The organism is Sinorhizobium glycinis (assembly GCF_001651865.1).
GTDB lineage: Bacteria > Pseudomonadota > Alphaproteobacteria > Rhizobiales > Rhizobiaceae > Sinorhizobium > Sinorhizobium glycinis.
In genome coordinates, this window is record NZ_LPUX01000050.1 from 194,536 (window position 1) to 218,618 (window position 24,083).

A 24,083-nucleotide genomic window follows, 5' to 3' on the forward strand; every position below is an offset into this window, starting at 1 on the left:
CAACGCGCCCCAGCCCAACCCCGGTGGGTTCGTTCCGACATTTCCGTATAAAAAAACCGCCCGTCTCCGGGCGGTTTTCGAAAAGTGGCAGGCAAGCCCGGATTAACGCGAATAGAATTCGACGACAAGGTGCGGCTCCATGACGACCGGGTACGGAACGTCGGTCAGAGCCGGGACGCGCACGAAGGTCGCGACCATCTTGTTGTGATCGGCTTCGATGTAGTCCGGAACGTCGCGCTCTGCGAGCTGAACCGATTCGAGGACCGAAACGAGCTGCTTGGACTTTTCCTTGACTTCGATGACGTCGCCCGCCTTGCAACGGTAGGAACCGATGTTGACGCGAACGCCGTTGACCTTGACGTGGCCATGGTTGACGAACTGGCGGGCGGCAAAGACGGTCGGAACGAACTTGGCGCGGTAGACGATCGCGTCGAGGCGCGATTCGAGCAGGCCGATCAGGTTCTCCGGGGTGTCGCCCTTGCGACGGGAAGCTTCGGCGAAGATTGCGCGGAACTGCTTTTCACGGATGTCGCCGTAGTAGCCCTTCAGCTTCTGCTTGGCGCGCAACTGCACACCGAAGTCGGAAAGCTTGGACTTGCGGCGCTGGCCGTGCTGGCCGGGGCCGTATTCACGACGGTTAACCGGGGACTTCGGACGGCCCCAGATGTTTTCGCCCATACGGCGGTCAATTTTGTACTTGGACGATTCGCGCTTGCTCATCGTATTTCCTTTCAAATAGTTGCACCGGTTTGTCGCCAAACCGGATCAAGGAAACACGCCCTCCTCTGAACCCATTTTCGGGGTTCTGACAGGCTTCTCACGAGCACGCTGCCGGAGAAACCACGGGACATGTCAAATGAAACACCGGGCATCGCTGCCCGGCGTTGGGCGGGTGTTTACGCACTGGGCGGTGAATTGTCAAACGTATTTACGCGAAAAACGCAGAGATTTCCGGCACTCGTCACTCCGCGGCGGCGCGGCCGGACATACCGGTATCCTGCGCGTTCGCATCACCCGGCGCGGTCTCGGCGCCGAGATCGGGGAAGGCGACGATGCGCTTGCCCGAAAAATCCGCATGCACGACAATCAGGCCCTGCTCTTCGAAATAGCCGAGCAAACGGCGCGCACGCCGCGCCGAGTGGGTGCCGTAGGCGCGGGCGATCATGGTGTCTGATGGGCATGGCAGGCCACGCACAGCCGCCTGCGCCATCATCAGGAAGACTCCCTGCAGATCCTCCGTCACCCGATCGGCGAGCCGGAGAGCAGATGCCCAGGTCTCGGTCGCCGCCGTCTCGGCATCGACGCCCGAGCGAGCGACGGCCATTTTGCGCCGAAAGACGCTCAGCGACGGTGCGGACCCGGGCACACGGCGAATGCGGCAGCGGACGAGAAAATCCTGATACAATTCCGCGTCCGGCCGGAGCGCCGCCTCGGGGTTGGCAAGAATCTCGGCGAAAAGCCCGTCCAACATGGCCTCGCGCTCTTCCGCGGAAATCTCCGGCTGTGCGGGCTTTGCTTCGACCAGCGCGCCGGCCTCCGGACGTGGACGCGACAATTCCGCGAGGATATCGCTTGCTGGCCGCGGCTGCGGTGCCGGCCGGCGCACGACCGGTCGGCTCAGTTCCTCCGGATCGGGCGTGAAGATCAGGTCCTCGACGTCCTGGGGCGCTTCCGGCAGGGGCATCAGCTTCGGGCTCGTCGAGCGGGCCGACGTCTCGACCGATCCGATCGTCACCTTCAGCGGCCGGCGGGACAGCGCCGGGCCGAGCGCCACGAAGGAGCCACGCTTCAGGTCGCGGAACATTTCGGCCGTGCGCCGGTCCATGCCGAGCAGATCCGCAGCGCGCTGCATGTCGATATCGAGGAAGGTGCGCCCCATCAGGAAGTTGGAGGCTTCCGCCGCGACGTTTTTTGCAAGCTTCGCAAGGCGCTGCGTGGCGATCACGCCGGCGAGCCCGCGCTTGCGGCCGCGGCACATCAGGTTGGTCATCGCACCGAGCGACACCTTGCGCGCTTCTTCCGAGACGTCGCCACCGACAGACGGCGCGAACATTTGCGCCTCGTCGACGACGACCAGGACGGGATACCAGTATTCGCGGTCGGCATCGAACATCGCGTTCAGGAACACGCCGGCGCTGCGCATCTGCTGCTCGATATCAAGCCCTTCGAGCGAAAGCACGCAGGAGACGCGGTGCTGGCGTATACGCGTGGCGATACCGATCAGTTCCGCGTCCGTACGCTCTCCCTCGACGACCACATGGCCGAACTTGTCGGCAAGCGTCACGAAATCGCCTTCGGGATCGATAATGCACTGCTGCACCCAGGGTGCGGACTGCTCGAGCAGCCGGCGCAACAGATGCGACTTCCCGGAGCCGGAATTGCCCTGCACCAGGAGACGCGTCGCCAGAAGCTCTTCGATATCGAGCGAGGCCGAAGTCCCTTCGGACGTCGTTCCCATGTCGATGCCGACTTTCATTCCCACCTCTTCACCACGGATTGATTCGCGATCCGCCGGGATCGTCAAACGAGCGACACCTAGCACGGTTTTGCTCGCGGTCAGGACTGCTATTCTGACAACTCACAGGAATGCGCTGGTCGCTCAGAGACAGCAAAGCTGCTTTGCAGGAGAAGCTCGCAAAAGTTGAAAACGGGCGGAACTGCTCCTATCTGCTTAGGATCGCCTATGACAGGCCTACATAGGATTGCAACTACTCTGATGTCCCAACGCGAAACCGAGAACCACTTTCAATTTGACAAGCAAATGCGCGAGGCGGGCAAGGACGCTTACCGCGTCATCTCGCGGGCCGAAGCGCGTCGCTCATGGCTTAGCCTGGCCCTTGCGATCGCCATTGTGCTTGCGCTTGCCGCCTTCATCCTGCCTACGGCCTTTTGACGATCAGGCCGAACGAACGGTGAGCCCAAAGCCCTGCATCAATCGTCGCGTGGCGAAGTCCGGCTTGCCTGAGGTGAATATCGCCGGGTCCTCCCCGTTCAATGGCTCGAAACCGTTCGGCAGCGGCACGAGCGAACGCGCCCGCCGCGCGATCGCTTCGGCCGGATCCAGCCAATCGACCGGCCAGGGCGCGAGCCGGCGGAAGACATTGGCCATGAAGGGATAGTGCGTGCAGGCGAGCACGACGATATCGGTTTTCTTTCCATCCGCCTCGACAAAACAAGGCGCGATCTCGGCCAGGACTGCATCATCGGCCAACGTTTCGCCGCGGATATAGGCTTCCGCCATGCGCGCCAGGCTTTCCGAACCGACCAGCCGGACGTGGCATTGCGTCGCGAAGGACTGGATGAGGTCGCGCGTATAGGCGCGCTTGACCGTACCGGGCGTCGCCAGAACCGAAACCAGCCCCGAGCGCGTGCGCTCCGCGGCAGGCTTGATTGCCGGTACCGTGCCGACGAAGGTCATCTGCGGATAGGCGGCGCGCAAGTCTGCTCCAACCAGCGTGAAGGCAGTGTTGCAGGCGATGATGCAGATTTCCGGATCGTGGCCAGCCAGCAAGTCGCCGAATAGCGCGATCACCCGCTCCTTCAGGGCGCCCTCCTCCCAGCCGCCATAGGGAAAGCCGGCATCGTCGGCGACATAGATGAAGTGCCGTTCAGGCATCAGCACGCGTGCCTCGCGCAGCACCGTCAGGCCGCCGATGCCGCTGTCGAAGACGAGAATGGGCTTGAAGTCAGTCGTCGTCACCGCCGCCTTGCACTTTCCTGCTGCGCACGGGCGCGCCAGAGCCACGCGGGTTTTCGCGCGTGAACCGATCGAGCGATGAGATGACGCCGCGCAGCACCTGGATTTCGGATTCGCTGAAGGATGGCCTGGTCAGAACAGCGCGGAGATTTTCCACCAATTTCGGCCTTTTGTCGGCGGAGCGAAAATAATTGCGCGCATCGAGCGCCTCTTCGAGATGATCGAACAGGCCCTGGAGATGTTCCTTGGTGGCCGGCCGCTGCTCGATTGCCTGGAAAGAAGTTTCATCCTCCGAATCCATGCCGGTCTTCATCCACTCATAGGACATCAGCAGCACGGCCTGGGCGAGATTGAGCGAAGCGAAGGCGGGATTGACCGGGAACGTCACGATCTCGTCGGCCAACGCCACTTCCTCATTCGTCAATCCGGTGCGCTCGCGGCCGAAGATGATGCCGACCGCCTCTCCGACCTTGAAGCGCTGCCGCAGCGTGCGGGCGGCGACGATCGGCGAACGCACCGGCTTGTAGCCGTCGCGGTCGCGCGCCGTGGTGGCGTAGACGAAGTTGAGGTCGGCGATCGCCTCCTCCAGCGAATTGTAGAGCTTGGCGCCGTCGATCACGTGATCGGCGCGGCTCGCGGCCGAGCGCGCCTTTTCGCTCGGCCATCCATCACGCGGATTGACGAGGCGCAGTTCCGACAAGCCGAAATTCGCCATGGCGCGCGCCACCATGCCGATATTTTCCCCAAGCTGGGGGTAAGCGAGAATGATCGCCGGACCTTCGGTCAAAAGTTCGCGCTCGCTGTTGGTTCCTGCCATCGTGTCGTTACCTTCACCTTCTTTCGGCGCTTCCCTCGCATAAAAGCCTTGGAAGTTAAAGCCGGGACGCTAAAGTCGGCAACGCCCCTGCTTCACCCAAAGTTTCGGCCGAGCATGCTTTGCCTTGCGGGATCACAGTGCTATAGGGCTCTGGATTTTCCCACCGTCGGAATGCTGCACGCGGTGTTCCGCAAGCTACGAGGCATATCAATGGCAAAGATCAAGGTCGCCAATCCGGTCGTCGAGCTCGACGGCGACGAGATGACCCGCATCATCTGGCAGTTCATCAAGGACAAGCTGATCCATCCCTATCTCGACCTCGATCTCGAATATTACGATCTCAGCGTCGAGAACCGCGATGCGACCGAAGACCGGGTGACGATCGATGCCGCGAACGCCATCAAGAAGCACGGCGTCGGCGTCAAGTGCGCGACGATCACGCCGGACGAAGCCCGCGTTGAGGAATTCAACCTGAAGAAGATGTGGAAGTCGCCGAACGGCACGATCCGCAACATTTTGGGCGGGGTCATCTTCCGCGAGCCGATCATCTGCAAGAACGTGCCGCGCCTCGTTCCCGGCTGGACCAAGCCGATCATCGTCGGCCGCCACGCCTTCGGCGACCAGTACCGCGCCACCGACTTCAAGTTCCCGGGCAAGGGCAAGCTCACGATCAAGTTCGTCGGCGAAGACGGCCAGACGATCGAGCACGACGTCTATGACGCACCGGGCGCCGGCGTTGCGCTCGCCATGTACAACCTCGACGAATCGATCACCGAATTCGCCCGCGCCTCCTTCAACTACGGCCTGCAGCGCAAGGTACCGGTCTATCTGTCGACCAAGAACACGATCCTGAAAGCCTATGACGGCCGCTTCAAGGACATCTTCCAGAAGGTGTTCGACGAGGAATTCGCCGAAGAGTTCAAAGCCGCCAAGCTCTGGTACGAGCACCGCCTGATCGACGACATGGTCGCCTCCGCACTGAAGTGGTCCGGCGGCTATGTCTGGGCCTGCAAGAACTACGACGGCGACGTACAGTCGGATATCGTCGCCCAGGGCTTCGGCTCGCTCGGCCTGATGACCTCGGTGCTGATGACGCCGGACGGCAAGACGGTCGAAGCGGAGGCGGCGCACGGCACGGTTACCCGCCATTACCGTCAGCACCAGAAGGGCGAGGAAACGTCGACCAACTCGATCGCGTCGATCTTCGCCTGGACCCGCGGTCTTGCGCACCGCGCCAAGCTCGACGGCAATGCCGAACTCGCGAAGTTCTCCGAAACTCTGGAACGCGTCTGCGTCGAGACGGTCGAGGCCGGCTTCATGACCAAGGACCTGGCCCTGCTGATCGGTCCCGATCAGCCGTGGCTCTCGACCACTGGCTTCCTCGACAAGATCGACGAGAACCTCAAGAAGGCAATGGCCGCGTAAGCTGGCCACGACAATTGAAGCGTTTCGGAAACCCGGCCTCGCGCCGGGTTTCTTTTTGATTGGAGCCCCGCTTGGAGCGATAGTTGGAGGACCCGCCAGGGCGGTACACCGCGGGACCGCAGGATGGGTCCTCGACCATTCCTAATGCAAGGCGAGTGAGGATCGAGCGATGCGATTCAGACCGGTAAAGCTCGTCGCCTCGGATATAGACGGCACGCTGCTTGGCGATGCCGCGGCTGCCGAACGCTTTCGGGCCGCCTGGGAGGCGCTTTCCGGGCACGAGCGCCCGCTTCTGGTCTACAACAGCGGCCGGACGTCCGAAGACATCCTGTCATTGGTCGATGAAAATCTGTTGCCGGCGCCGGACTACGCTATCGGTGGCGTCGGCACGATGATTGCGGAAGGCCGGGTACGCACGCGAATGGAGGCCTTCGCCAAGGAGCTTGGTCCCACGTTCGATGCCACCGCCATCGATGCGATCATGGCCGCCATCGAGGGCGCAGTGCTTCAGGCGGTCGCGGACCAACATCCGCACAAGGCAAGTTGGCACCTGCCCGACGCCGAGGAACAACGAATTAGCGAGATCGCAGCCAGGCTGGCGGCCGCCGGCGTGGATGTGAAGCTGATCTATTCGAGCAGCCGCGACCTTGACATCCTGCCCCGCTCCGGCGGCAAGGGTAGCGCGCTCGCCTGGATTTGCCGGGAGCTTGCCGTCGACCCGGGTGAAGTGGTCGTCGCCGGCGACACTGGCAACGACCTTGAGATGTTCGAGATGCCGCATGTCCGCGGCATCGTCGTTGCCAACGCGCTTGCCGAGCTTCGCCGGGCCGTCGCCGGGGATCCCCGACACTATATGGCCCGCACCTCCCACGCCGACGGCGTGATCGAGGGCCTTCGCCACTGGGGTGTCATCCGATAGGTTCGGCCGGACGCGGCGCGACCACATCATTGCAACGGAAGATAGATTTCCGTCAGCAGCTCGATCGGGGCGATTTCTCGCGGCCCCCCATATCGCAATTCGCTCGAACACCATCAAACCAGTCTCTATTTGACAAATCCTGCTGACCCGCGGATCGGCTGCGCCGCTTGTGCGTCATGGCGACTCAGATAGGCTGGGAATGCCCGGCACGTAGGTTCCCGCCAACGTGGCCGATCCGGAAAGTCCCGCCGATGCCCGATTCCCTCGTTCCGAAAACCGCCAGCGTCCTCGCAGAAGGATATAATGTTGCCCGGCTGAAGGCGGATGCTTTCGCCGGCCTGACCGTCGCCATTGTCGCGCTTCCGCTTTCGATGGCGATCGCCATCGCCTCCGGCGTCACGCCCGACCGCGGGCTCTACACGGCAATCGTCGGCGGCTTCCTGGTCTCGCTCCTCGGCGGCAGCCGGGTGCAGATCGGCGGCCCTGCCGGCGCCTTCATCATTCTTGTCGCCGCCACCGGAGCCCGACATGGTATCGACGGCCTGCTGCTGGCAACCGCCATGGCCGGCGTCATGCTCGTTGCCGCGGGCTATCTGCGGCTCGGGCAATATATCAAGTTCATCCCCTACCCCGTCACGGTCGGCTTCACGGCGGGCATCGCCGTGATCATCTTTGCCAGCCAGTTGCGCGACCTTTTCGGCCTGACGCTTCCGGCCGGCGAACCGGGGCCGATCATTGAGAAGATCGTGGCACTTGGCGGATCCGCCGATACGGTCAATTCGGCTGCGGTTCTAACGGCGGTCCTGACGATCGGCACCATTCTGGCGCTGCGGCGACTTAGGCCGCATTGGCCTGGAATGCTGATTGCAGTTGCCGCCGCATCGGTGCTCGTCGCTATCCTGCACCTACCGGCGGAAACGATCGGGACGCGCTTCGGTGGCATTCCGCGCGGACTGCCGTTTCCGACTTTGCCGCCGCTCTCCTTCGAAAAGGCGGTCGCGGTCTTCCCGGATGCCGTATCCTTTGCCCTGCTTGGTGCCATTGAATCACTGCTTTCGGCCGTGGTCGCCGACGGCATGACCGGACGCAAGCACCGCTCGAGCATGGAACTGATCGCCCAAGGAGTCGCGAATTTCTGTTCGGCGCTATTCGGCGGCATTTGCGTAACGGGCACGATCGCGCGCACGGCCACGAATGTGCGCGCCGGCGCCACGAGCCCGGTCTCGGGCATGCTGCATGCCGCCTTCCTGCTCCTCTTCATGATGTTTGCAGCGCCGCTTGCGAGCTATATCCCGCTCGCGTCGCTTGCCGGCGTACTCGCCATTGTCGCCTGGAATATGATCGAGAAACCCGCCTTCATGGCACTCTTGCGTTCCTCCTACGGCGATGCCGTCGTGCTGCTCGCCACCTTCCTGATTGTCGTCTTCCGCGAACTGACCGAAGGCATCGTGGTCGGCGTCGCGCTGGGCGCCATGCTGTTCATCACTCGAATGGCGAAAAGCATCTCTGTTGGTGAAGCGAAGCCCCTCCTGATGCTGCAATCGGAGAACGGCGAGGAGGAGCATCCGGTCATTGCCGATGATCCGGATACGGTCATCTATAGGATATCGGGCATCTTCTTCTTCGGATCGGCGGCCACCGTTGCCTCGGTGCTCGACCGGATCGCCGACCAGCGCCGAAACTTCATTCTGGACTGCTCCGAAGTTCTCTTCATGGATTCGACCGCCGCCAACGTCATCGAGGGTACGCTACGCAAAGCGGAGAGGATCGGCGTGCGGTTCATTATCGTGGGTGCCAATACGCAGGTTCGCCGCGCGCTCTACCAGCACCACGTCCGTCCGCCGCGCGTCTTGATGCGCGCCTCGATCCAGGCAGCGCTCGAAACGATCCGCGGCGCAAAGGGCGCATGAAAAAGGGCGCTGTAGCGCCCCTTTTCTCATTCTCGCATAATGCGGTTCAACCGGCGAGTGCGACGGCGACCGCTTCGATCGCCTCGGCGGCGCGCCCGCCGTCCGGGCCGCCGGCCTGGGCCATGTCGGGCCGCCCGCCGCCGCCCTTGCCGCCGAGCGCGGCTGAGGCGACGCGCACAAGATCGACAGCGCTGACCTTGGAGGTGAGATCGTCGGTCACGGCCACCACGGCGCTCGCCTTGCCGTCGCCGGAGACGCCGACGAAGGCGACTACGCCGGAACCGAGCGTCTTCTTGCCGTCGTCGGCAAGGCTCTTCAAGTCCTTCGGCTCGACGCCGGATACCACCTTGCCGAGGAACCGGAACCCGCCGATCTCCCGTGCCGCATCGCTCGAACCGTTCTGGCCGTCACCGACGAGCGCGAGCTTCTTCTTGGCTTCGGTGAGTTCCCGTTCAAGCTTGCGCCGTTCCTCGAGCAGCGCCTCGACCCGTCCGAGCACGTCCGCCGGCTGGACCTTCAGGGCAGACGCCAGCGTCTTGACGCGCTCGTCCTGTTCGTTGAGGTAGGCACGGGCCGCTTCGCCGGTCAGCGCCTCGAGGCGACGCACGCCAGCGCCGACCGCGCTTTCCGAGACGACGCGCACCAGGCCGATGTCGCCGGTTGCGGAGACATGCGTGCCGCCGCAGAGTTCGACCGAATAGGGTCTGCCGGCCTTCGAACCGCGAATACCCTGGCCCATCGACACGACGCGGACCTCGTCGCCGTACTTCTCGCCGAACAGCGCCATCGCACCCTCGGCGATCGCATCGTCCACGCTCATCAACCGCGTCGTGACGGGCGTGTTCTGAACGATGATCTCGTTCGCCATTTCCTCGACGACCCTCAGTTCTTCAGCCGACATCGGCTTCGGATGCGAAACGTCGAAACGCAGCCGCTCGGGCGCGACGAGCGAACCCTTCTGTGCCACATGCGTACCAAGCACCTCGCGCAACGCCTCGTGCAACAGGTGGGTCGCCGAATGATTGGCGCGCAGCCGCGAACGGCGGGCATGGTCGACGGTAAGCGCGGCCGCCTCGCCCGTCGTGACGATGCCTTCCGTGACAGTGCCGTAATGGACGAATAGCCCTTCGCCGCGCTTCTGGGTATCGGTGACCGACAGCTTCCCGGTCTCGGTTGCGATCACACCGGTATCGCCCATCTGACCGCCGGATTCCCCGTAGAAGGGCGTCTGGTTGAGGATCAACTGGACACTCTCGCCCTTGCTGGCGGACTCGACGACCGCGCCATCACGGACGATCGCCTGGATCACGCCCTCAGCCGATTCCGTGTCATAGCCGAGGAAATCGGTGGCGCCGTGCTTTTCCTTGAGCTCGAACCAGATCGTCTCGGTGGCGGCTTCCCCGGAACCCGCCCAATTGGCGCGCGCTTCAGCCTTCTGTCGCGCCATCGCAGTCGAAAACGCATCCGTGTCGACGGTGATACCCTTGGCGCGCAGCGCGTCCTGCGTGAGGTCGAGCGGGAAACCGTAGGTATCGTAGAGCTTGAAAGCCGTTTCGCCGTCGAACTGGTCGCCTTCCGAAAGTCCGGCCGAAGCGTCGGCAAGCAGACTCAGGCCGCGCTCCAGGGTCTTGCGGAAACGAGTTTCCTCGAGCTTCAGCGTCTCGGAGATCAGCGCTTCGGCACGAACCAGTTCCGGATAGGCGCGGCCCATCTGGCCGACAAGGGCCGGCAGCAGCTTCCACATCAGCGGCTCCTGCGCGCCAAGGAGCTGCGCATGGCGCATGGCGCGACGCATGATGCGGCGCAGCACATACCCTCGTCCCTCATTGGAAGGCAGCACCCCGTCGGCGATCAGGAAGGCCGAGGAACGCAGATGGTCGGCGATGACGCGATGGCTCGCACGACGGTCGCCCTCCGCCTTGACGCCGGTCGCTTCCTCCGAGGCTGCGATCAGAGCGCGGAAGAGGTCGATATCATAGTTGTCGTGCTGGCCCTGCAGCACGGCGGCGAGCCGCTCCAGACCCATGCCGGTGTCGATCGACGGGCGCGGCAGGTTAACTCGCTCTTCCTTGGTGATCTGCTCGTACTGCATGAAGACGAGGTTCCAGATCTCGATGAAGCGGTCGCCGTCTTCGTCGGCAGAGCCGGGCGGTCCGCCCCAGATCTGCTCGCCGTGATCGTAGAAGATTTCCGAGCACGGACCGCAGGGACCGGTATCGCCCATCGCCCAGAAGTTGTCGCTGGTCGGAATCCGGATGATCCGGTCGTCGCTGAAGCCGGCGATCTTCTTCCAGAGGCCGAAGGCTTCATCGTCGGTGTGATAGACGGTGACGAGCAGGCGCTTCGCATCCAGCCCGTATTCCTTGGTGATCAGATTCCAGGCGAGCTCGATGGCGCGCTCCTTGAAATAGTCGCCGAAGGAGAAGTTGCCGAGCATCTCGAAGAACGTGTGGTGCCGGGCCGTATAGCCGACATTGTCGAGGTCGTTGTGCTTGCCGCCGGCGCGCACGCATTTCTGCGCCGTTGCCGCCGTCGAATAGGGGCGCTGTTCGAGGCCGGTGAAGACGTTTTTGAACTGCACCATGCCGGCATTGGTGAACATCAATGTCGGGTCGTTGCGGGGCACAAGAGGGCTGGACGGTACAATCTCGTGACCGTTCTTGCGGAAATAGTCGAGAAACATCGACCGGATTTCATTCACGCCGCTCATCTTGCGTCCTATCTGTCACATACCGGCTGCAACCTACGCGTTTCCCGCGCTTTGCGCCGTTATCCTTCAACCCCGCGTCTATCACGCATAGCCGCCTCCCCCGATGACGCCGTCATCGGAACCACAGGCTTTTATCTTCCGCATATCATGCTGTCCAGACGGCAGCAAAAACCGGCCAATCTGAGCGACGGCCGGTTGATGCGGCATCCAACTGAGGGCGGCTTTTACATGTCGGCCGCTTCGTCGCCTTCGCTCTCCGGCCCGCCATTCTCCAAGAACTTGTCAGCGATCAGCCCGGCATTCTGCCGCAGAGCCATCTCGATCTCGCGCAGAAGATCGGGATTGTCACGCAAGAAAAGCTTCGCGTTCTCGCGGCCTTGGCCGAGGCGCTGGCTGTTATAGGAAAACCAGGCGCCGGATTTTTCGACGATGCCGGCCTTGACACCAAGATCGATGAGCTCGCCGGTCTTGGAAACGCCCTCGCCATACATGATGTCGAATTCCACCTGTTTGAAGGGCGGTGCCATCTTGTTCTTGACGACCTTGACGCGCGTCTGGTTGCCAACGACTTCCTCGCGCTCCTTTACCGAGCCGATGCGGCGAATGTCGAGACGGACTGATGCGTAGAATTTCAGCGCGTTGCCGCCCGTCGTCGTTTCCGGCGAACCGAACATGACGCCGATCTTCATGCGGATCTGGTTGATGAAGATCACCATGCAGTTGGACTTGGAGATCGATGCCGTCAGCTTGCGCAGCGCCTGGCTCATCAGGCGGGCCTGCATGCCCGGCAGGCTGTCGCCCATTTCGCCTTCGATTTCAGCGCGCGGAACGAGGGCCGCAACCGAATCTACGACAAGCACGTCGATCGCGCCGGAGCGAACCAGCGTGTCGGTGATTTCGAGCGCCTGCTCACCCGTATCGGGCTGCGAGATCAGGAGGTTTTCGAGATCGACGCCCAGCTTGCGCGCATAGACCGGATCAAGTGCATGTTCGGCGTCGACGAAGCCGCAGATGCCGCCCTTCTTCTGCGCCTCGGCAATTGTCTGCAGCGCCAGCGTCGTCTTGCCCGAACTTTCCGGCCCGTAAATCTCAATGATGCGCCCCTTCGGCAGGCCGCCGATGCCGAGCGCGATATCGAGGCCGAGCGAGCCAGTCGAGACGGTTTCGATCTCGATTACGCTGTCCTTCGAACCGAGCTTCATGATCGATCCCTTGCCGAACGAACGTTCGATCTGGGAAAGAGCCGCTTCAAGTGCCTTGCTTTTATCCACCGATTTGTCCTCTACGAGCCGCAAAGAGTTTTGTGCCATGGGTCCACCTTTAGGTTATTGGAGCTATCGAGGCAATGAAGCCGCCGCAGGAGATTTTGTACATGTTTTGTTCCACATTGGCAATGGCACTTCAACCGATTGAATAATAATGTTTATCGCGAGAGTGTTCGATTCCTGTTCACGGGATATTGTACTCCATTTCCACATGTTGCGCGGCAATTCAGTCCGGCTTCTCGCCATGGCGCCGATTCGCCGACAGAGGTGTTCAAATGACGAAGCGGGAAATCACCGTTCTGGGCGGCGCCCATATCGACCGGCGCGGCCGCATCAGCGACACGACAGTGCCTGGAGCGAGCAACCCCGGAACATGGTTCGAGGAAGCAGGCGGCGGCGGCTTCAACGCCGCCAGGAACCTCGCGCGTCTCGGCCATCGGGTGCGGATGATCAGCCCGCGCGGGGGCGATCCGGCTGGCGAGATAGTGGCAGCCGCAGCAGCCGCCGCGGGCGTTATCGATTGCCCGTTCACCTTTCTCGACCGCAAGACCCCGAGCTATACCGCGATCCTCGAAAGGGACGGCAACCTGGTGATCGCGCTTGCCGACATGGATCTCTATGGGTTGTTCTCGCCGCGCCGGCTGCAGCAGCGCGCGACGCGCGAGCTTCTTGCGGCGAGTGATCTCGTGCTCATGGACGCCAACCTGCCGCCAGAGACGCTGACGGCGCTAGTCGGCGCGGCGGCCGGAACGAGCCGCATTCTTGCCGGCATCGCTGTTTCTCCGGCCAAGGTTGTCCGCTACAGCCAAAGCCTTTCCGGGCTCGACTTCCTCTTCATGAACGAGGCGGAGGCGCGGGCGCTGACTGGCGCAGAGGCTGGCGCCGTCGAAAAATGGCCCTCGCTGCTGCGTTCCGCGGGTCTGTCCGGCGGCGTGGTCACCCGCGGCGGTAAGGCCGCGATTGCCTTCGACCGCGAAAACGCATGTCTCGCCGTGCCGCCTGCCCTGCCCGCCCTTGCCGACGTGACCGGTGCCGGTGACGCGCTGGCGTCGGGCTTTCTCGCCGCCCGGCTGGACGGCATCGGCCTCGCCGGGTGCCTCCGACACGGCATCGCCGCCGCCGTCCTAGCCCTCCACTCGCCGTTTGCCGCCGCCGAAGAAATGTCGGCGGAGAATCTGGAACAGGTGCTGGCTCTTGTGCCGGAGCCGCAAATGCTGTCATGAAATCGGCAACCGAATTCCAGGCGGATGCGAAAAATGCCTGGCAATTTTTCGCCCGCCTCACGCTCCCCTCATCAGAAGCGAAAGACCATGACAAAACCCTCCTCGCCCCTCCTGCCGATCGAATATTCCGTTGAAGTCGCGGCCGCCAAGGCGCGCGGCGCACCCGTCGTCGCACTGGAATCGACGATCATCACGCATGGCATGCCTTATCCGGGCAATCTCGACATGGCACGCAGCGTCGAGGCGATCATTCGCGACCAGGGGGCGGTCCCCGCCACCATCGCGGTGATCCACGGCGTTCTTCATATCGGCCTCGATGACACGACGCTGGAAGCGCTTGCGAGGACTCAGGGAGCAATGAAGCTGTCGCGCGCCGATCTTGCCTTCGCGCTTGCCGAACGCCGCACAGGGGCCACGACGGTCGCCGCAACAATGATCGCTGCCGCCCGCGCCGGCATCAGCGTTTTTGCGACCGGCGGCATCGGCGGCGTCCACCGCGGCGCCGAACAGAGTTTCGACATCTCCGCCGATCTTGACGAACTCGCCCGAACCGGGGTGATCGTCGTTTGCGCCGGCGCCAAGGCCATTCTCGATATTCCAAAGACGCTTGAGGTCCTGGAAACCAGAGGCGTCCCGGTCGTCACCTATGACAGCGAGGACTTCCCCGCCTTCTGGTCGCGCGATTCGGGCATCAAGAGCCCGCTTATGCTGAACAGCCCGGCGGCTATCGCCAATTTCCAGCGGATGCGCGAATTGCTCGGCGTCGACGGCGGCATGCTGGTCGCCAATCCGGTTCCGGAAGAAAGCGAAATTCCACGGGAGGAAATGGAGATCTACATCGCGCGTGCGCTGGACAATGCGGCGAGCGACGGGATCTCCGGCAAGGCGGTGACACCCTATCTGCTCGACAACCTCTACCACATGACCGAGGGGCGAAGCCTCGACACCAATATCGCCCTTGTCGAAAACAACGCGCGCCTTGCAGCCGAAATCGCCGTCGCGTTGGCGGCAAGCAAGGCGAAATAGGAGAAGTCTAGCGCCCGGCGCCAAACGCGTCGGGCCATCTTCCGGGCTACTGCACGGCCTCACGAATCCAGCATTTCACGGACGGCCACTGCCAGTTGCTTCAGCGAGAACGGCTTCGGCAGGAAGCCGAACTTGGCATCGGCCGGCAGGTTGCGGGCAAAGGCATCCTCCGCATAGCCCGACACGAAGATGAACTTCAGGTCCGGGTACTTTTTCCGCAATTCGCGCAACAGCGTCGGCCCGTCCATCTCCGGCATCACCACGTCCGACACGACGATATCGACCGCACCGTCGAGCTCGTCCATGATCTCCAGCGCCTCGATGCCCGATCCCGCCTCATGAACCGTATAGCCGCGTGTCTCGAGCATCCGCTTGCCGCCGCGACGCACTGCTTCCTCGTCCTCGACGAGGAGTACCACGGCAGAATCGCCGGTGAGATCCGTAGGCTCGGTCTGCGCAGCCGGCGCCGCGCTTGGCTCGCTTGCCGGTCCCGAAGCGCTCGCAGCAGCCGCCTCGCTCGGAGTGGTCTCTTCCCGCGCCTCGGCGCTTTCCACATAACGCGGCAGCAGGATGCGGAAGGTCGTGCCTTTGCCGACCTCCGAATCCGGATAGATATAGCCGCCCGACTGCTTGACGATGCCATAGACCATCGACAACCCGAGGCCCGTACCCTTGCCGACCTCCTTCGTCGTGAAGAACGGCTCGAAGATCTTGTCCATGATCTCGGCCGGAATCCCCGTTCCCTGGTCGGAGACTTCCACCAGGACGAAGTCGTCTTCCGGCAGTTCTCGACGCCCGATTGCGGCAATTTCGCTTGCCGGCAGGTTTCGCGTCCTGAGCGTAATCGTTCCGCCCCCGGGCATGGCGTCGCGGGCATTTACAGCCAGATTGAGCAGCACCTGTTCGAACTGGCCGAGATCGGTCCTCACCGGCCAGAGGTCGCGGCCATAGTCGACGTCCACCTTGACATTGGTGCCGGTCATCCGATCGACAAGCATCCTGAGGTCGCCGATGACATCGGTGAGATTGAGGACGGTCGGCCGCATGGTCTGCTTGCGCGAGAATGCGAGCAATTGCCGCACCAGGACGGCGGCGCGGTTGGCATTCCGCTTGATTTCCATCAGATCGGCGAAGGTCGCATCCGCCGGGCGCGCCGAAAGCAGCAGATGATCGGCGGAAAGCAATATCGCCGTCAGCACGTTGTTGAAGTCGTGCGCGATGCCGCCGGCGAGCGTTCCCACCGCATTCATCTTCTGCGTCTGTGCCATCTGGTTCTCGAGCGCCTTCTGCTCGGTGATCTCCAGTGCATAGACGATCGCCGCTTCCTCCGGCGCCTGATCGCTCTGGTCGATGACGGCATTCACATAGAAGCGGAAGTGGCGACCTTCATCGGCCGGGTGCAGCGAATCGATCGGCGCTATGTCGCCTTGCCGGTCCTTCGCCGCGGCGAGCGCCTCTTCAAGTTGGATCCGCTCGGCTTCGTGCATGACCGCGTCGATCCTTATGCCGCGCTCGACGTCGTCCTGCGAAACGAGGCCGGCGAAGAGCTTCAGGAACGGAGCGTTGGTTCTGAGGATCCGTCCGTCGCCGTCCACCGAGGCGATGGCCATCGGCGTGTTGTTGAAGAAGCGCGTGAACCGCATCGCCGCGCTCGACGCCGACTGATCGCCGTCTTCGCCCTCACGAGACATGACGATCGTCCTGCTTTCCCCAGGCGCGCCGTCGCGGGTCGAGGAAACGCGATGGATCAGTCTTACCGGCAGACTCCGGCCGTTCCCCTTGCGCAGATCGAGGTCCAGCACCTTCGTCTTCTTGAGGCCGGGTTCGGCCTGCACGGACTGTATGAGCGCCAGTCCCTCGCCGGCGACGAGATCGGCAATGCTGATCGATCCCGGCTGGAACTTGGTGAGATCGATCCCGAGCCAATCGGCAAGCGTGGCGTTGACGTAGAAGATTTCGCCCTTGCGTCCGGCGGAGAAGAAGCCGGCCGGCGCATGGTCGAGATAGTCGATGGCGTTCTGCAGTTCCTTGAAAAAGCGCTCCTGGTCATCGCGCTCGGCCGTTATATCGGCAATTTGCCAGAGATAGAGCGGATTGCTGTTGGCGTCCTCCAGCGGCAGCACGCGCGCCTTCAGGCGAAACCAATGCGCTCCCGAACCCGTCATTGCGCCATTTGCCAAAGGTTTCAGAAGACGGAATTCCTCGTGCCCCTGCTTGCCCTCGTGCAGGCCGTTGGTCAGCCGGTAGATCGCCTCGGTCGCCTCGCGGTTTCGCGACAGGATGGTTTCCAGCGATTGGATGCCGGCGGCGCCCTTCGCGCCGGTCAACGCGCCGTAGGCGGCGTTCGCATAGACGATGCGTCCCTTGCGGTCGGTGACCACGGTGCCGTCCTCATGGGCATCGAGAAAGGCGCGCGCCAGTTCATCCGGCCGGGACTGCGGCATCACCTCGATGAACCCGATTACCGACGAAACGAGGAAGAATATCCCGACCATCGCCAGCACGCCGAGAATACCGAGGACGATTTCGTTCTCGAGCTGGTTCTTGAAGACGACGAAGGCGGCGGCGGAAGCCGTCAACACCACCGCCAGCACGATGATCCTGAACACGGTACCCGGCCGCACGCCCCGGTCCACAACCGGCATCTGGTAATCACCTGACTGCCGCAATTTCGTCATCGGGTCCTCACCTGCTGGCGGGTTCGTCCGCCGCTACACCGGCACCCCGCTGACTTGCCGCGCCGCGCACCCCGCGGACGCACAAGGGCCACCGTAATGCTTTGAATTGCCGCATAATTTATCCCCAAAACCGGTCCGGTTTAAGGTCCTATGCAGTCGCCGGCATTCGACAAGGCTTCGCGAGATCCGAGTGTACCCATCCGCTTCATCGAACTGGAATCATCTTTAACAATCAGAGATAACAGCAGAAAGCGTCTCGGCGGAAGCGCAACAGTCAATTCACAGGGAATGTCGGGCGCAACCTTGTCCCGGCCCGAAAAAAGCCGTCAAATGTTGCAATGCGAACGACAAGAACGACAAGAAGGGAGTTCAGCCCATGATGGAAACGTTGGTCGGGGACAACGGTAGCCGATTCATCATCGCCGCCGGAGCCGTCGCCATCGGCCTGCTGTGCCTCGTGGCGGTGCTCTGGATCATGCGAAACAGACCCTCGTCTCCCTTCGTACGCGGCGGCAAGAACCGACAGCCGCGGCTCGCCGTGCTCGATGCCGCCGCGGTCGATACGCGTCGCCGGCTCGTGCTCGTCCGCCGCGACGACGTAGAGCATCTCATCATGATCGGCGGGCCCACAGACATCGTCATCGAAAGCCGCATCGTGCCTGACGATGCGGCGGCAGCCGCCGCTCCCGTCGCCGCGACGGCGGAACGGCAGGTTACCAAATCGCCAGCCGCGCCGGAGCATTCCGCCCCGGCACCTCAACCGGTCTCGGCGCACGCACCTGCGGAAACCGCAAAAATAGAACCGATCCGGCCGGTGGGATCCGATGAGCCGCCGCGCGCGGTACCCGTCCGGGAGCCGGAGCCCGCACCGAAGCCCGAGGCAACCGTGCAACGGCGTCCCATGCCGGTCGAACCGCCGCCTCGGCCGGAGCCCGTCGTCAGGACATCGCCCTCCGCCCCTGCAGTCCTTCCTGTGTCCGCCGCCGTATCGCCTCAGGATGCTCTGAGGGCGGCGCGCGAACGGATTCTTCCCATGACGCAACCCTCTCGCGACGAGCGGTTCCCGCAACCGGTATCAGAGACGCCGGAACCTCCGCGGCCCGTCCAGCTTCCGCCCGTTTCCCGGCCGGCCGAACCGGTCGCCGTCGAAAGTCCGGCCACTATTGAGAGACCGGTCGCCGTCGACAAGGCGGCGGACTTCGAACGGTTCCTCGACGCGGAAATCAGCGGCGATCTCCAGCGGCTCTCATCCACGGTGGCGCCGAAGCCGGAGGCCCGCCCAACGGCCGCCGCCGCGCGCCAGGAACCGGTCCTCGGCCCGCCACTGGAGGACGACCGCAAGGAAGAATCGATCGAGGAAGAGATGAGCCGCATGCTGGCCGACATTTCCGCGGGTCGCAAACCTTGACCAGTGGAGCGCCGCTACCGGCTGTTCTCGGAATTCTCCCAAAAAGGCAAAGAAAAACGGCGCGACTACGCCGCGCCGTCTTTGCAAGTCTGAAAAACCGAGCCTACTCGTCGCGATAGACCTTCTCCCGACGCTCGTGACGCTCCTGGGCTTCGATCGAAAGCGTTGCAATCGGCCTGGCGTCCAGGCGCTTCAAGCCGATCGGTTCACCCGTTTCTTCACAATAGCCATAGGTACCCTCGTCCAAGCGCTGCAATGCGGCGTCGATCTTGGCAATGAGCTTCCGCTGGCGGTCCCGTGCGCGCAATTCGATGGCGCGGTCTGTTTCTGAGGAGGCTCGGTCGGCGAGATCCGGATGGTTGGCGCTCTCCTCAGCCAGGTGATCCAGCGTCTCGCGGGCTTCGCGAAGGATATCGTTTTTCCAGGCATTCAGCTTTGCACGAAAATATGCCCGGTGGTTGGCATTCATGAAATCCTCGTCCTCGGAGAGGACATAGGTACTAAGATCGATCTTCTCACTCAACGCGATTCTCCTGAAGAACATCTCATTGCGGCGGTGTATAGACCTATGAAGGGCTTGATTCAAGCCTCGCGGAGGACACCTACGCTTATTTTAACAATGCTTGCATTCCAGGCTAACTGGCGAATATTTCATCAAAATTACACATGAAACGGTCTCCATAATATTCCCGCCGGCGCTCGACAGCAAGCTTTCGCCATCACCTTGAGCGCGCAGGGTGCAGCGGTTCACTCACATTGCCAATTGCGACATCCGGTGACCGCATGCGCCATTTCAGTGGCCGTGAGATTGCCGAACGAAAACCGTGGAGAACGGCTTGATCTTTGTGCTCGCAGGGAGACAAGTTACCGATGCGACGGTATCCCGCCAAAGACAGAGGTTCGCCCTATGCCGGCCGCGTCAGATTCGGATGGATATATGCAAGACAGCGCTCCGGCATTCCGCCTCATCCTCCTGCGACACGCCCGGTCGGGCTGGGCCCTGCCCAGACAGAGGGATTTCGACCGCACGCTTGATGACGTCGGCTATGCCGAGGCGGAACTGATTGCACAGAGCGCGTCAGATCATGGGATCTGCCCGGATCTCGTCCTGTGTTCGACCGCGGTGCGCTGCCGCCAGACCGCCGAACCATTCCGCCGGGCGCTTGGCGAAGACCTGGATGTCCGCTACGTCGACCAACTATACGCCGGCCCTGCCGGCGTATACACCGATCTTGTCGAAGCGCATGCTGACCGGACTTCGCTTATGCTGATCGGACACAATCCGATGATCGAGGACGTTTTGCGGAAGTATCTTGGCGAGGAGCAATCGGCTGCGGCATTGGCGAACGGCTATCCGCCCGCCGGATTGGCAGTCGTCGATTTCTCGGCACCTCCCAGCGCCGGCCGCATCCCGGCCGCGGTGCTTTCGACATTGCTGATCCCCGAGCCCGAGGAAGTCGCAGGGCAGTGACCCGGTCCTTCATCACGTACGAATATGGTCCGGATGGGAGTCAAATCGCGGTGCGTCATTGCGCAGACGGAAACATTTCCTATATCGCAAAACACGTGGATGCCCGTAATCCGTTGGGATACCGGCAGTAGCGCTGGATCGATGGAACAATCCCCAAGGGGCGGAGACATTTGGCGTCCTTACTGACCAGCTTCAAAGACGGCGCACTGATCGCCTTGGACAACCTCGCCGATCGCACGGCCGGGCTCGTCAGTCCTTCCCTCCGGCTAGGTGTGACCGGCCTGTCGCGGGCAGGCAAAACCGTCTTCATCTCTTCACTGGTCCACAACCTGCTGAACGGCGGACGCCTGCCGCTTTTCGAGCCGGTCCGCTCCGGGCGGGTGTCGAAGGTACGGCTGGAGCCACAGCCCGACGATGCCGTCCCGCGTTTTCAGTACGAAGACCACATTGCCGCACTCGTGCGCGACCGGGTCTGGCCGGATTCGACAAGGGCGATCTCGCAATTGCGCATCACTCTTGATTACGAAAGTGCAAGCGGTTGGAACCGGATGTTTTCGGCCGGGCGCCTGTCGATCGATATCGTCGATTATCCGGGCGAATGGCTGCTGGACCTGCCCCTCCTCGCCCAGGATTTCCGGCAGTTCAGCGAGACGACTGTGAAGCGGGCTCGTTTCGGGGCGCGCGCTGCTTTGTCTCGCGAATGGCTGGCACTTGCCTCCGCGAGCGGGGCGGAAACGGCGGCCGACGAGGGCAGCGCCCGCCGTCTCGCGGAGAGCTTCACCGCCTATCTCAAGGCGTGCAAGGAGGACGACCATTCGCTCTCCACCCTGCCCCCCGGCCGCTTCCTGATGCCCGGCGACCTCGAGGGGTCGCCCGCCCTCACCTTCTCGCCGCTCCCGAACCTGCCTCCAGGACGGGCACCCAAGGGTTCGCTCTGGGCGATGATGGAACGGCGATACGAAGCCTACAAGACGCATGTAGTCAGCCCATTTTTCCGCGAGCACTTTGCCCGGCTCGACCGCCAGATCGTCCTCGTCGATGCGCTCCAGGCGATCAATCGCGGCCCGGAGGCGTTGAGAGACCTGGAGCAGGCGCTGGCAGACGTGCTCGCCTGCTTTCGACCGGGGACCAATTCGTGGCTCTCCACCTTTCTGACACGACGCATCGATCGTGTGCTCATCGCCGCCACGAAGGCCGATCACCTCCACCATGAGAGCCATGATCGGCTTGAACGGATCGCGGCGCGCCTCGTCGGCCGTGCCGCCGATCGTATCGGCATGAGCGGCGCCGGCCTCGAAGTCATGGCGCTCGCCTCCGTCCGGGCGACGCGCGAGGCAACCGTCAATCATGACGGTCACGCCCTGCCCGTCATCGTCGGCACGCCGATCGCCGGAGAGAGGATCAACGGCGATGTTTTTGACGGTGAGAGAAAAACAGCCATATTTCCCGGTGATTTACCGGAAGCTCCTGAAGTCCTGTTCCAGGATTTTGGCGGCTCCGCGTCGATCCCGGCCGAATCGGAGCACGCGATGCCAGAGCTTAATTTCGTGCGTTTCCGTCCCCCCCATCTCGAGGAGACGCGCGGCGGACTGAAGCTCTCCGTCCCGCACATCCGGCTCGACCGGGCCATGCAGTTCCTGCTTGGAGATCGTTTGGCATGAGTGACGATCCGAAGCATCGCCCCCGCAAGCCTGCCGTTTTCCCGATGGAACCGGAAACGCGTGCGGTAGAGCGCTCGCAAGCGCCAGGTCGTCCCCCTGCGAGCTTCAGCGACAAGGTCATATTGACGCCCGATGCGGAAGACCCGTTCATGGCGACGACCGCTGCCATCGAGGCGCTCGATCCGCCCGAGGCTCGACCCCGCCGCCGCCGCCTCTCCTTCGGCAAGGTGGCCGCCGGCGCGTTCGCCATTGTCCTTTCGCTCGCCGCGGGACTGTGGATCGACCACCTCGTGCGCGATCTCTTCTCGCGTGCCGATTGGCTCGGCTATGCGGCGGTGGGGGTCGTGGCGATCGGCACCCTCGCTTTCCTGGTCGTCGTCGGGCGCGAACTCGCCGGCATGATGCAACTGACGGCGATCCAGAAACTGAAATCGGAGGTCACCGAGGTAACGGCGCTCGGCAACAGCAAGGCCGCACGAGCCACGACAGCGCGACTGGTCCGCCTGCTTGCCGCCAATCCACGCACCGCCAAGGGGCGGGCGCGGCTTGCGGAAACCGAGGGCGAGATCATCGACGCTCCCCATCTTCTCGAACTGACGGAGCGGGAGCTCCTTGCCCCGCTCGATCGCGACGCCCGCCGAATCATCCTGGCCGGTTCGAAACGCGTCTCGATCGTCACCGCTGTCAGTCCCCGTGCGCTCGTCGACCTCGGCTACGTCCTTTACGAGTCGGCGCGGATGATCCGGGCAATGGCGGAACTTTATGGAGGGCGGCCCGGCACGCTCGGCCTGCTGCGGCTGATGCGCGATGTGATCGCCCATCTGGCGGTCACCGGCTCCATCGCCGCGGGCGACAGCCTGATTCAGCAGGTCCTCGGCCACGGCCTGGCTTCCAAGCTCTCCGCCCGACTCGGCGAGGGCGTGATCAACGGCCTCATGACCGCGCGTATTGGCATTGCCGCCATGGATCTCTGCCGGCCGATGCCGTTTCGAGCGCTGAAGCGCCCGGGCATAGGGGATTTCTTGGCTGACCTGACGCCGGGCGCTTCGAGATCCGAGGGCTCGAACGGCGCCTGAAGAATGCTTTCCAGAGCGGCACGGAAACCCTCCATTAACCATTTTAACGCAAATGTGGTTGCCAGATTTCGACGTTGACCCATCAAGGATCGATCATGTTCTCGCGCCCTTCTTTGATTGTTCGCGGCGTTGCCGCCATCGCGCTTGCAGCCATTGCAGCTATTGCGACGCCGGCATCTTCCGGCACCCGTGACAAGGCCTTCTTCGAGAAGGTCGCCGGGCAATGGAAAGGTCCCGGCGAGATCGTCGCGGGCAAATACAAGGGTACCAAATTCACCTGCGACCTGACCGGCGAGCCGAGTTCAGGCAAGGAAGCCGGCATAAAGCTCGACGGCTTCTGCCGCGTCGGCGTGTTCAAGCAGCCGATGTCGGCGACGATCACGCAGAAGGGTGGCAGCTACACCGGCAAGTTCCTCGATGGCGCCGACGGCAAGGGCCTGGACATCGTTTCCGGCAACGTCGCCAGCGACAAGGTGGTCGTTGGGATCAACCGTAAAAAATTGAATGGTGCGATGATTGCCCGCCTGCAGAACGCAGAGACGATGAACATCACGATCTCCGTCAAGGTTGAGGAGACGATGGTGCCGGTCATCGGCGTCAGCCTCAACAGGCAGATGGACAACATTGCCGTCGGCTCGATCGAGTAGCTCCATCGGTCGGCTCCGGCCATTGCCGGAGCTCTACCGCAGCTTGAGGAAGCCTTCGATCCTCGCAAGACACAGCCTGAGCGTTTGTCCTTCGATGGCATAGAAATCATGACCGGCGCCAGGCACTGTATAACTCTGCACGGCCGAGCC

The 24,083-nt window shown here is 62.8% G+C and carries 19 protein-coding genes; 11 read left to right on the plus strand and 8 right to left on the minus strand.

Going from position 1 to position 24,083, the window contains the following annotated elements:
• Nucleotides 1-102: 102 nt before the first annotated feature.
• Nucleotides 103-720, minus strand: coding sequence for a 30S ribosomal protein S4 (gene rpsD / locus AU381_RS03575; RefSeq protein ID WP_012708170.1), 618 nt, complete (start codon nt 718-720; stop codon nt 103-105).
• A gap of 241 nt (nt 721-961) precedes the next feature.
• A complete protein-coding gene (locus AU381_RS03580) occupies nt 962-2,476 on the minus strand; it encodes a helicase HerA domain-containing protein (protein WP_064240434.1) in 1,515 nt (504 codons plus the stop codon).
• 240 nt (nt 2,477-2,716) lie between these two features.
• Here AU381_RS03580 and AU381_RS29460 point away from each other — a divergent pair, with 240 nt between their 5' ends.
• The gene (locus tag AU381_RS29460; protein ID WP_156528530.1) at nt 2,717-2,893 is read left to right on the plus strand and encodes a hypothetical protein; all 177 of its coding nucleotides are present in this window, start codon (nt 2,717-2,719) and stop codon (nt 2,891-2,893) included.
• 3 nt (nt 2,894-2,896) lie between these two features.
• Here the strand turns inward: AU381_RS29460 and murI are convergent, their stop codons facing one another.
• Together murI and AU381_RS03590 are read right to left on the minus strand one after the other, a co-directional pair.
• The gene (gene murI, locus AU381_RS03585) at nt 2,897-3,700 is read right to left on the minus strand and encodes a glutamate racemase (RefSeq protein WP_064240435.1); all 804 of its coding nucleotides are present in this window, start codon (nt 3,698-3,700) and stop codon (nt 2,897-2,899) included.
• Nucleotides 3,687-4,514 (minus strand): RNA methyltransferase, encoded by an 828-nt coding sequence (locus AU381_RS03590; RefSeq protein ID WP_064240436.1) that lies wholly within the window; start codon nt 4,512-4,514, stop codon nt 3,687-3,689. The genes murI and AU381_RS03590 overlap by 14 nt, the downstream gene beginning before the upstream one ends.
• Before the next feature lie 210 nt (nt 4,515-4,724).
• On the opposite strand from AU381_RS03590, the gene AU381_RS03595 reads away from it, so the two are divergent.
• The 3 genes from AU381_RS03595 to AU381_RS03605 all read left to right on the plus strand — a co-directional run bounded on the left by AU381_RS03595 (nt 4,725) and on the right by AU381_RS03605 (nt 8,768).
• On the plus strand, nt 4,725-5,939 hold the full coding sequence (locus tag AU381_RS03595; RefSeq protein ID WP_064240437.1) for an NADP-dependent isocitrate dehydrogenase: 1,215 nt from the start codon (nt 4,725-4,727) through the stop codon (nt 5,937-5,939).
• A gap of 169 nt (nt 5,940-6,108) precedes the next feature.
• Nucleotides 6,109-6,858, plus strand: a complete 750-nt coding sequence (locus tag AU381_RS03600; protein WP_064240438.1) for an HAD-IIB family hydrolase — start codon at nt 6,109-6,111, stop codon at nt 6,856-6,858.
• A gap of 251 nt (nt 6,859-7,109) precedes the next feature.
• Nucleotides 7,110-8,768 carry a SulP family inorganic anion transporter gene (locus tag AU381_RS03605; protein WP_064240439.1) on the plus strand — a complete coding sequence of 553 codons (1,659 nt, stop codon included), beginning with the start codon at nt 7,110-7,112 and terminating at the stop codon, nt 8,766-8,768.
• Between the two features lie 46 nt (nt 8,769-8,814).
• On the opposite strand, the gene alaS is transcribed toward AU381_RS03605, so the two are convergent.
• Nucleotides 8,815-11,478, minus strand: a complete 2,664-nt coding sequence (gene alaS, locus AU381_RS03610; RefSeq protein WP_064240440.1) for an alanine--tRNA ligase — start codon at nt 11,476-11,478, stop codon at nt 8,815-8,817.
• A gap of 224 nt (nt 11,479-11,702) precedes the next feature.
• On the minus strand, nt 11,703-12,788 hold the full coding sequence (gene recA, locus AU381_RS03615; RefSeq protein WP_012708181.1) for a recombinase RecA: 1,086 nt from the start codon (nt 12,786-12,788) through the stop codon (nt 11,703-11,705).
• A 230-nt stretch (nt 12,789-13,018) separates the two neighbouring features.
• Between recA and AU381_RS03620 the strand changes: the two genes are divergently transcribed.
• Together AU381_RS03620 and AU381_RS03625 are read left to right on the plus strand one after the other, a co-directional pair.
• A complete protein-coding gene (locus AU381_RS03620; protein WP_064240441.1) occupies nt 13,019-13,966 on the plus strand; it encodes a carbohydrate kinase family protein in 948 nt (315 codons plus the stop codon).
• Between the two features lie 87 nt (nt 13,967-14,053).
• Nucleotides 14,054-14,992 carry a pseudouridine-5'-phosphate glycosidase gene (locus AU381_RS03625; RefSeq protein ID WP_064240442.1) on the plus strand — a complete coding sequence of 313 codons (939 nt, stop codon included), beginning with the start codon at nt 14,054-14,056 and terminating at the stop codon, nt 14,990-14,992.
• Between the two features lie 59 nt (nt 14,993-15,051).
• On the opposite strand, the gene cckA is transcribed toward AU381_RS03625, so the two are convergent.
• The gene (cckA, locus tag AU381_RS03630) at nt 15,052-17,670 is read right to left on the minus strand and encodes a cell cycle histidine kinase CckA (RefSeq protein WP_064240443.1); all 2,619 of its coding nucleotides are present in this window, start codon (nt 17,668-17,670) and stop codon (nt 15,052-15,054) included.
• Nucleotides 17,671-18,046: 376 nt separating this feature from the next.
• On the opposite strand from cckA, the gene AU381_RS03635 reads away from it, so the two are divergent.
• Nucleotides 18,047-19,078, plus strand: a complete 1,032-nt coding sequence (locus tag AU381_RS03635; RefSeq protein WP_064240444.1) for a flagellar biosynthetic protein FliO — start codon at nt 18,047-18,049, stop codon at nt 19,076-19,078.
• 103 nt (nt 19,079-19,181) lie between these two features.
• Here the strand turns inward: AU381_RS03635 and dksA are convergent, their stop codons facing one another.
• Nucleotides 19,182-19,601, minus strand: a complete 420-nt coding sequence (gene dksA, locus AU381_RS03640) for an RNA polymerase-binding protein DksA (protein ID WP_012708186.1) — start codon at nt 19,599-19,601, stop codon at nt 19,182-19,184.
• Nucleotides 19,602-20,015: 414 nt separating this feature from the next.
• Between dksA and AU381_RS03645 the strand changes: the two genes are divergently transcribed.
• From AU381_RS03645 to AU381_RS03660, 4 genes are all read left to right on the plus strand, one after another.
• On the plus strand, nt 20,016-20,549 hold the full coding sequence (locus AU381_RS03645) for a SixA phosphatase family protein (protein ID WP_064240622.1): 534 nt from the start codon (nt 20,016-20,018) through the stop codon (nt 20,547-20,549).
• 170 nt (nt 20,550-20,719) lie between these two features.
• Nucleotides 20,720-22,210: a YcjX family GTP-binding protein gene (locus AU381_RS03650; RefSeq protein ID WP_064240445.1), complete on the plus strand. Its 1,491-nt coding sequence runs from the start codon at nt 20,720-20,722 to the stop codon at nt 22,208-22,210.
• Nucleotides 22,207-23,286 carry a YcjF family protein gene (locus AU381_RS03655; protein WP_064240446.1) on the plus strand — a complete coding sequence of 360 codons (1,080 nt, stop codon included), beginning with the start codon at nt 22,207-22,209 and terminating at the stop codon, nt 23,284-23,286. Before AU381_RS03650 ends, AU381_RS03655 begins: the two co-directional genes overlap by 4 nt.
• Before the next feature lie 95 nt (nt 23,287-23,381).
• On the plus strand, nt 23,382-23,933 hold the full coding sequence (locus AU381_RS03660; protein WP_064240447.1) for a hypothetical protein: 552 nt from the start codon (nt 23,382-23,384) through the stop codon (nt 23,931-23,933).
• The last annotated feature ends 150 nt before the right edge of the window (nt 23,934-24,083 follow it).

Bases quoted from the DNA above. Each gene is read 5' to 3' on its own strand.
- AU381_RS03595 (WP_064240437.1), top strand. From the start codon at position 4,725: ATGGCAAAGATCAAGGTCGCCAATCCGGTCGTCGAGCTCGACGGCGAC.
- AU381_RS03645 (WP_064240622.1), top strand. From the start codon at position 20,016: ATGCAAGACAGCGCTCCGGCATTCCGCCTCATCCTCCTGCGACACGCC.
- cckA (WP_064240443.1), bottom strand. From the start codon at position 17,670: ATGACGAAATTGCGGCAGTCAGGTGATTACCAGATGCCGGTTGTGGAC.
- AU381_RS03600 (WP_064240438.1), top strand. From the start codon at position 6,109: ATGCGATTCAGACCGGTAAAGCTCGTCGCCTCGGATATAGACGGCACG.
- rpsD (WP_012708170.1), bottom strand. From the start codon at position 720: ATGAGCAAGCGCGAATCGTCCAAGTACAAAATTGACCGCCGTATGGGC.
- AU381_RS03620 (WP_064240441.1), top strand. From the start codon at position 13,019: ATGACGAAGCGGGAAATCACCGTTCTGGGCGGCGCCCATATCGACCGG.
- AU381_RS03660 (WP_064240447.1), top strand. From the start codon at position 23,382: ATGTTCTCGCGCCCTTCTTTGATTGTTCGCGGCGTTGCCGCCATCGCG.
- AU381_RS03655 (WP_064240446.1), top strand. From the start codon at position 22,207: ATGAGTGACGATCCGAAGCATCGCCCCCGCAAGCCTGCCGTTTTCCCG.
- AU381_RS03625 (WP_064240442.1), top strand. From the start codon at position 14,054: ATGACAAAACCCTCCTCGCCCCTCCTGCCGATCGAATATTCCGTTGAA.
- AU381_RS03605 (WP_064240439.1), top strand. From the start codon at position 7,110: ATGCCCGATTCCCTCGTTCCGAAAACCGCCAGCGTCCTCGCAGAAGGA.
- AU381_RS03580 (WP_064240434.1), bottom strand. From the start codon at position 2,476: ATGAAAGTCGGCATCGACATGGGAACGACGTCCGAAGGGACTTCGGCC.
- alaS (WP_064240440.1), bottom strand. From the start codon at position 11,478: ATGAGCGGCGTGAATGAAATCCGGTCGATGTTTCTCGACTATTTCCGC.
- AU381_RS29460 (WP_156528530.1), top strand. From the start codon at position 2,717: ATGTCCCAACGCGAAACCGAGAACCACTTTCAATTTGACAAGCAAATG.
- recA (WP_012708181.1), bottom strand. From the start codon at position 12,788: ATGGCACAAAACTCTTTGCGGCTCGTAGAGGACAAATCGGTGGATAAA.
- AU381_RS03590 (WP_064240436.1), bottom strand. From the start codon at position 4,514: ATGGCAGGAACCAACAGCGAGCGCGAACTTTTGACCGAAGGTCCGGCG.
- AU381_RS03635 (WP_064240444.1), top strand. From the start codon at position 18,047: ATGATGGAAACGTTGGTCGGGGACAACGGTAGCCGATTCATCATCGCC.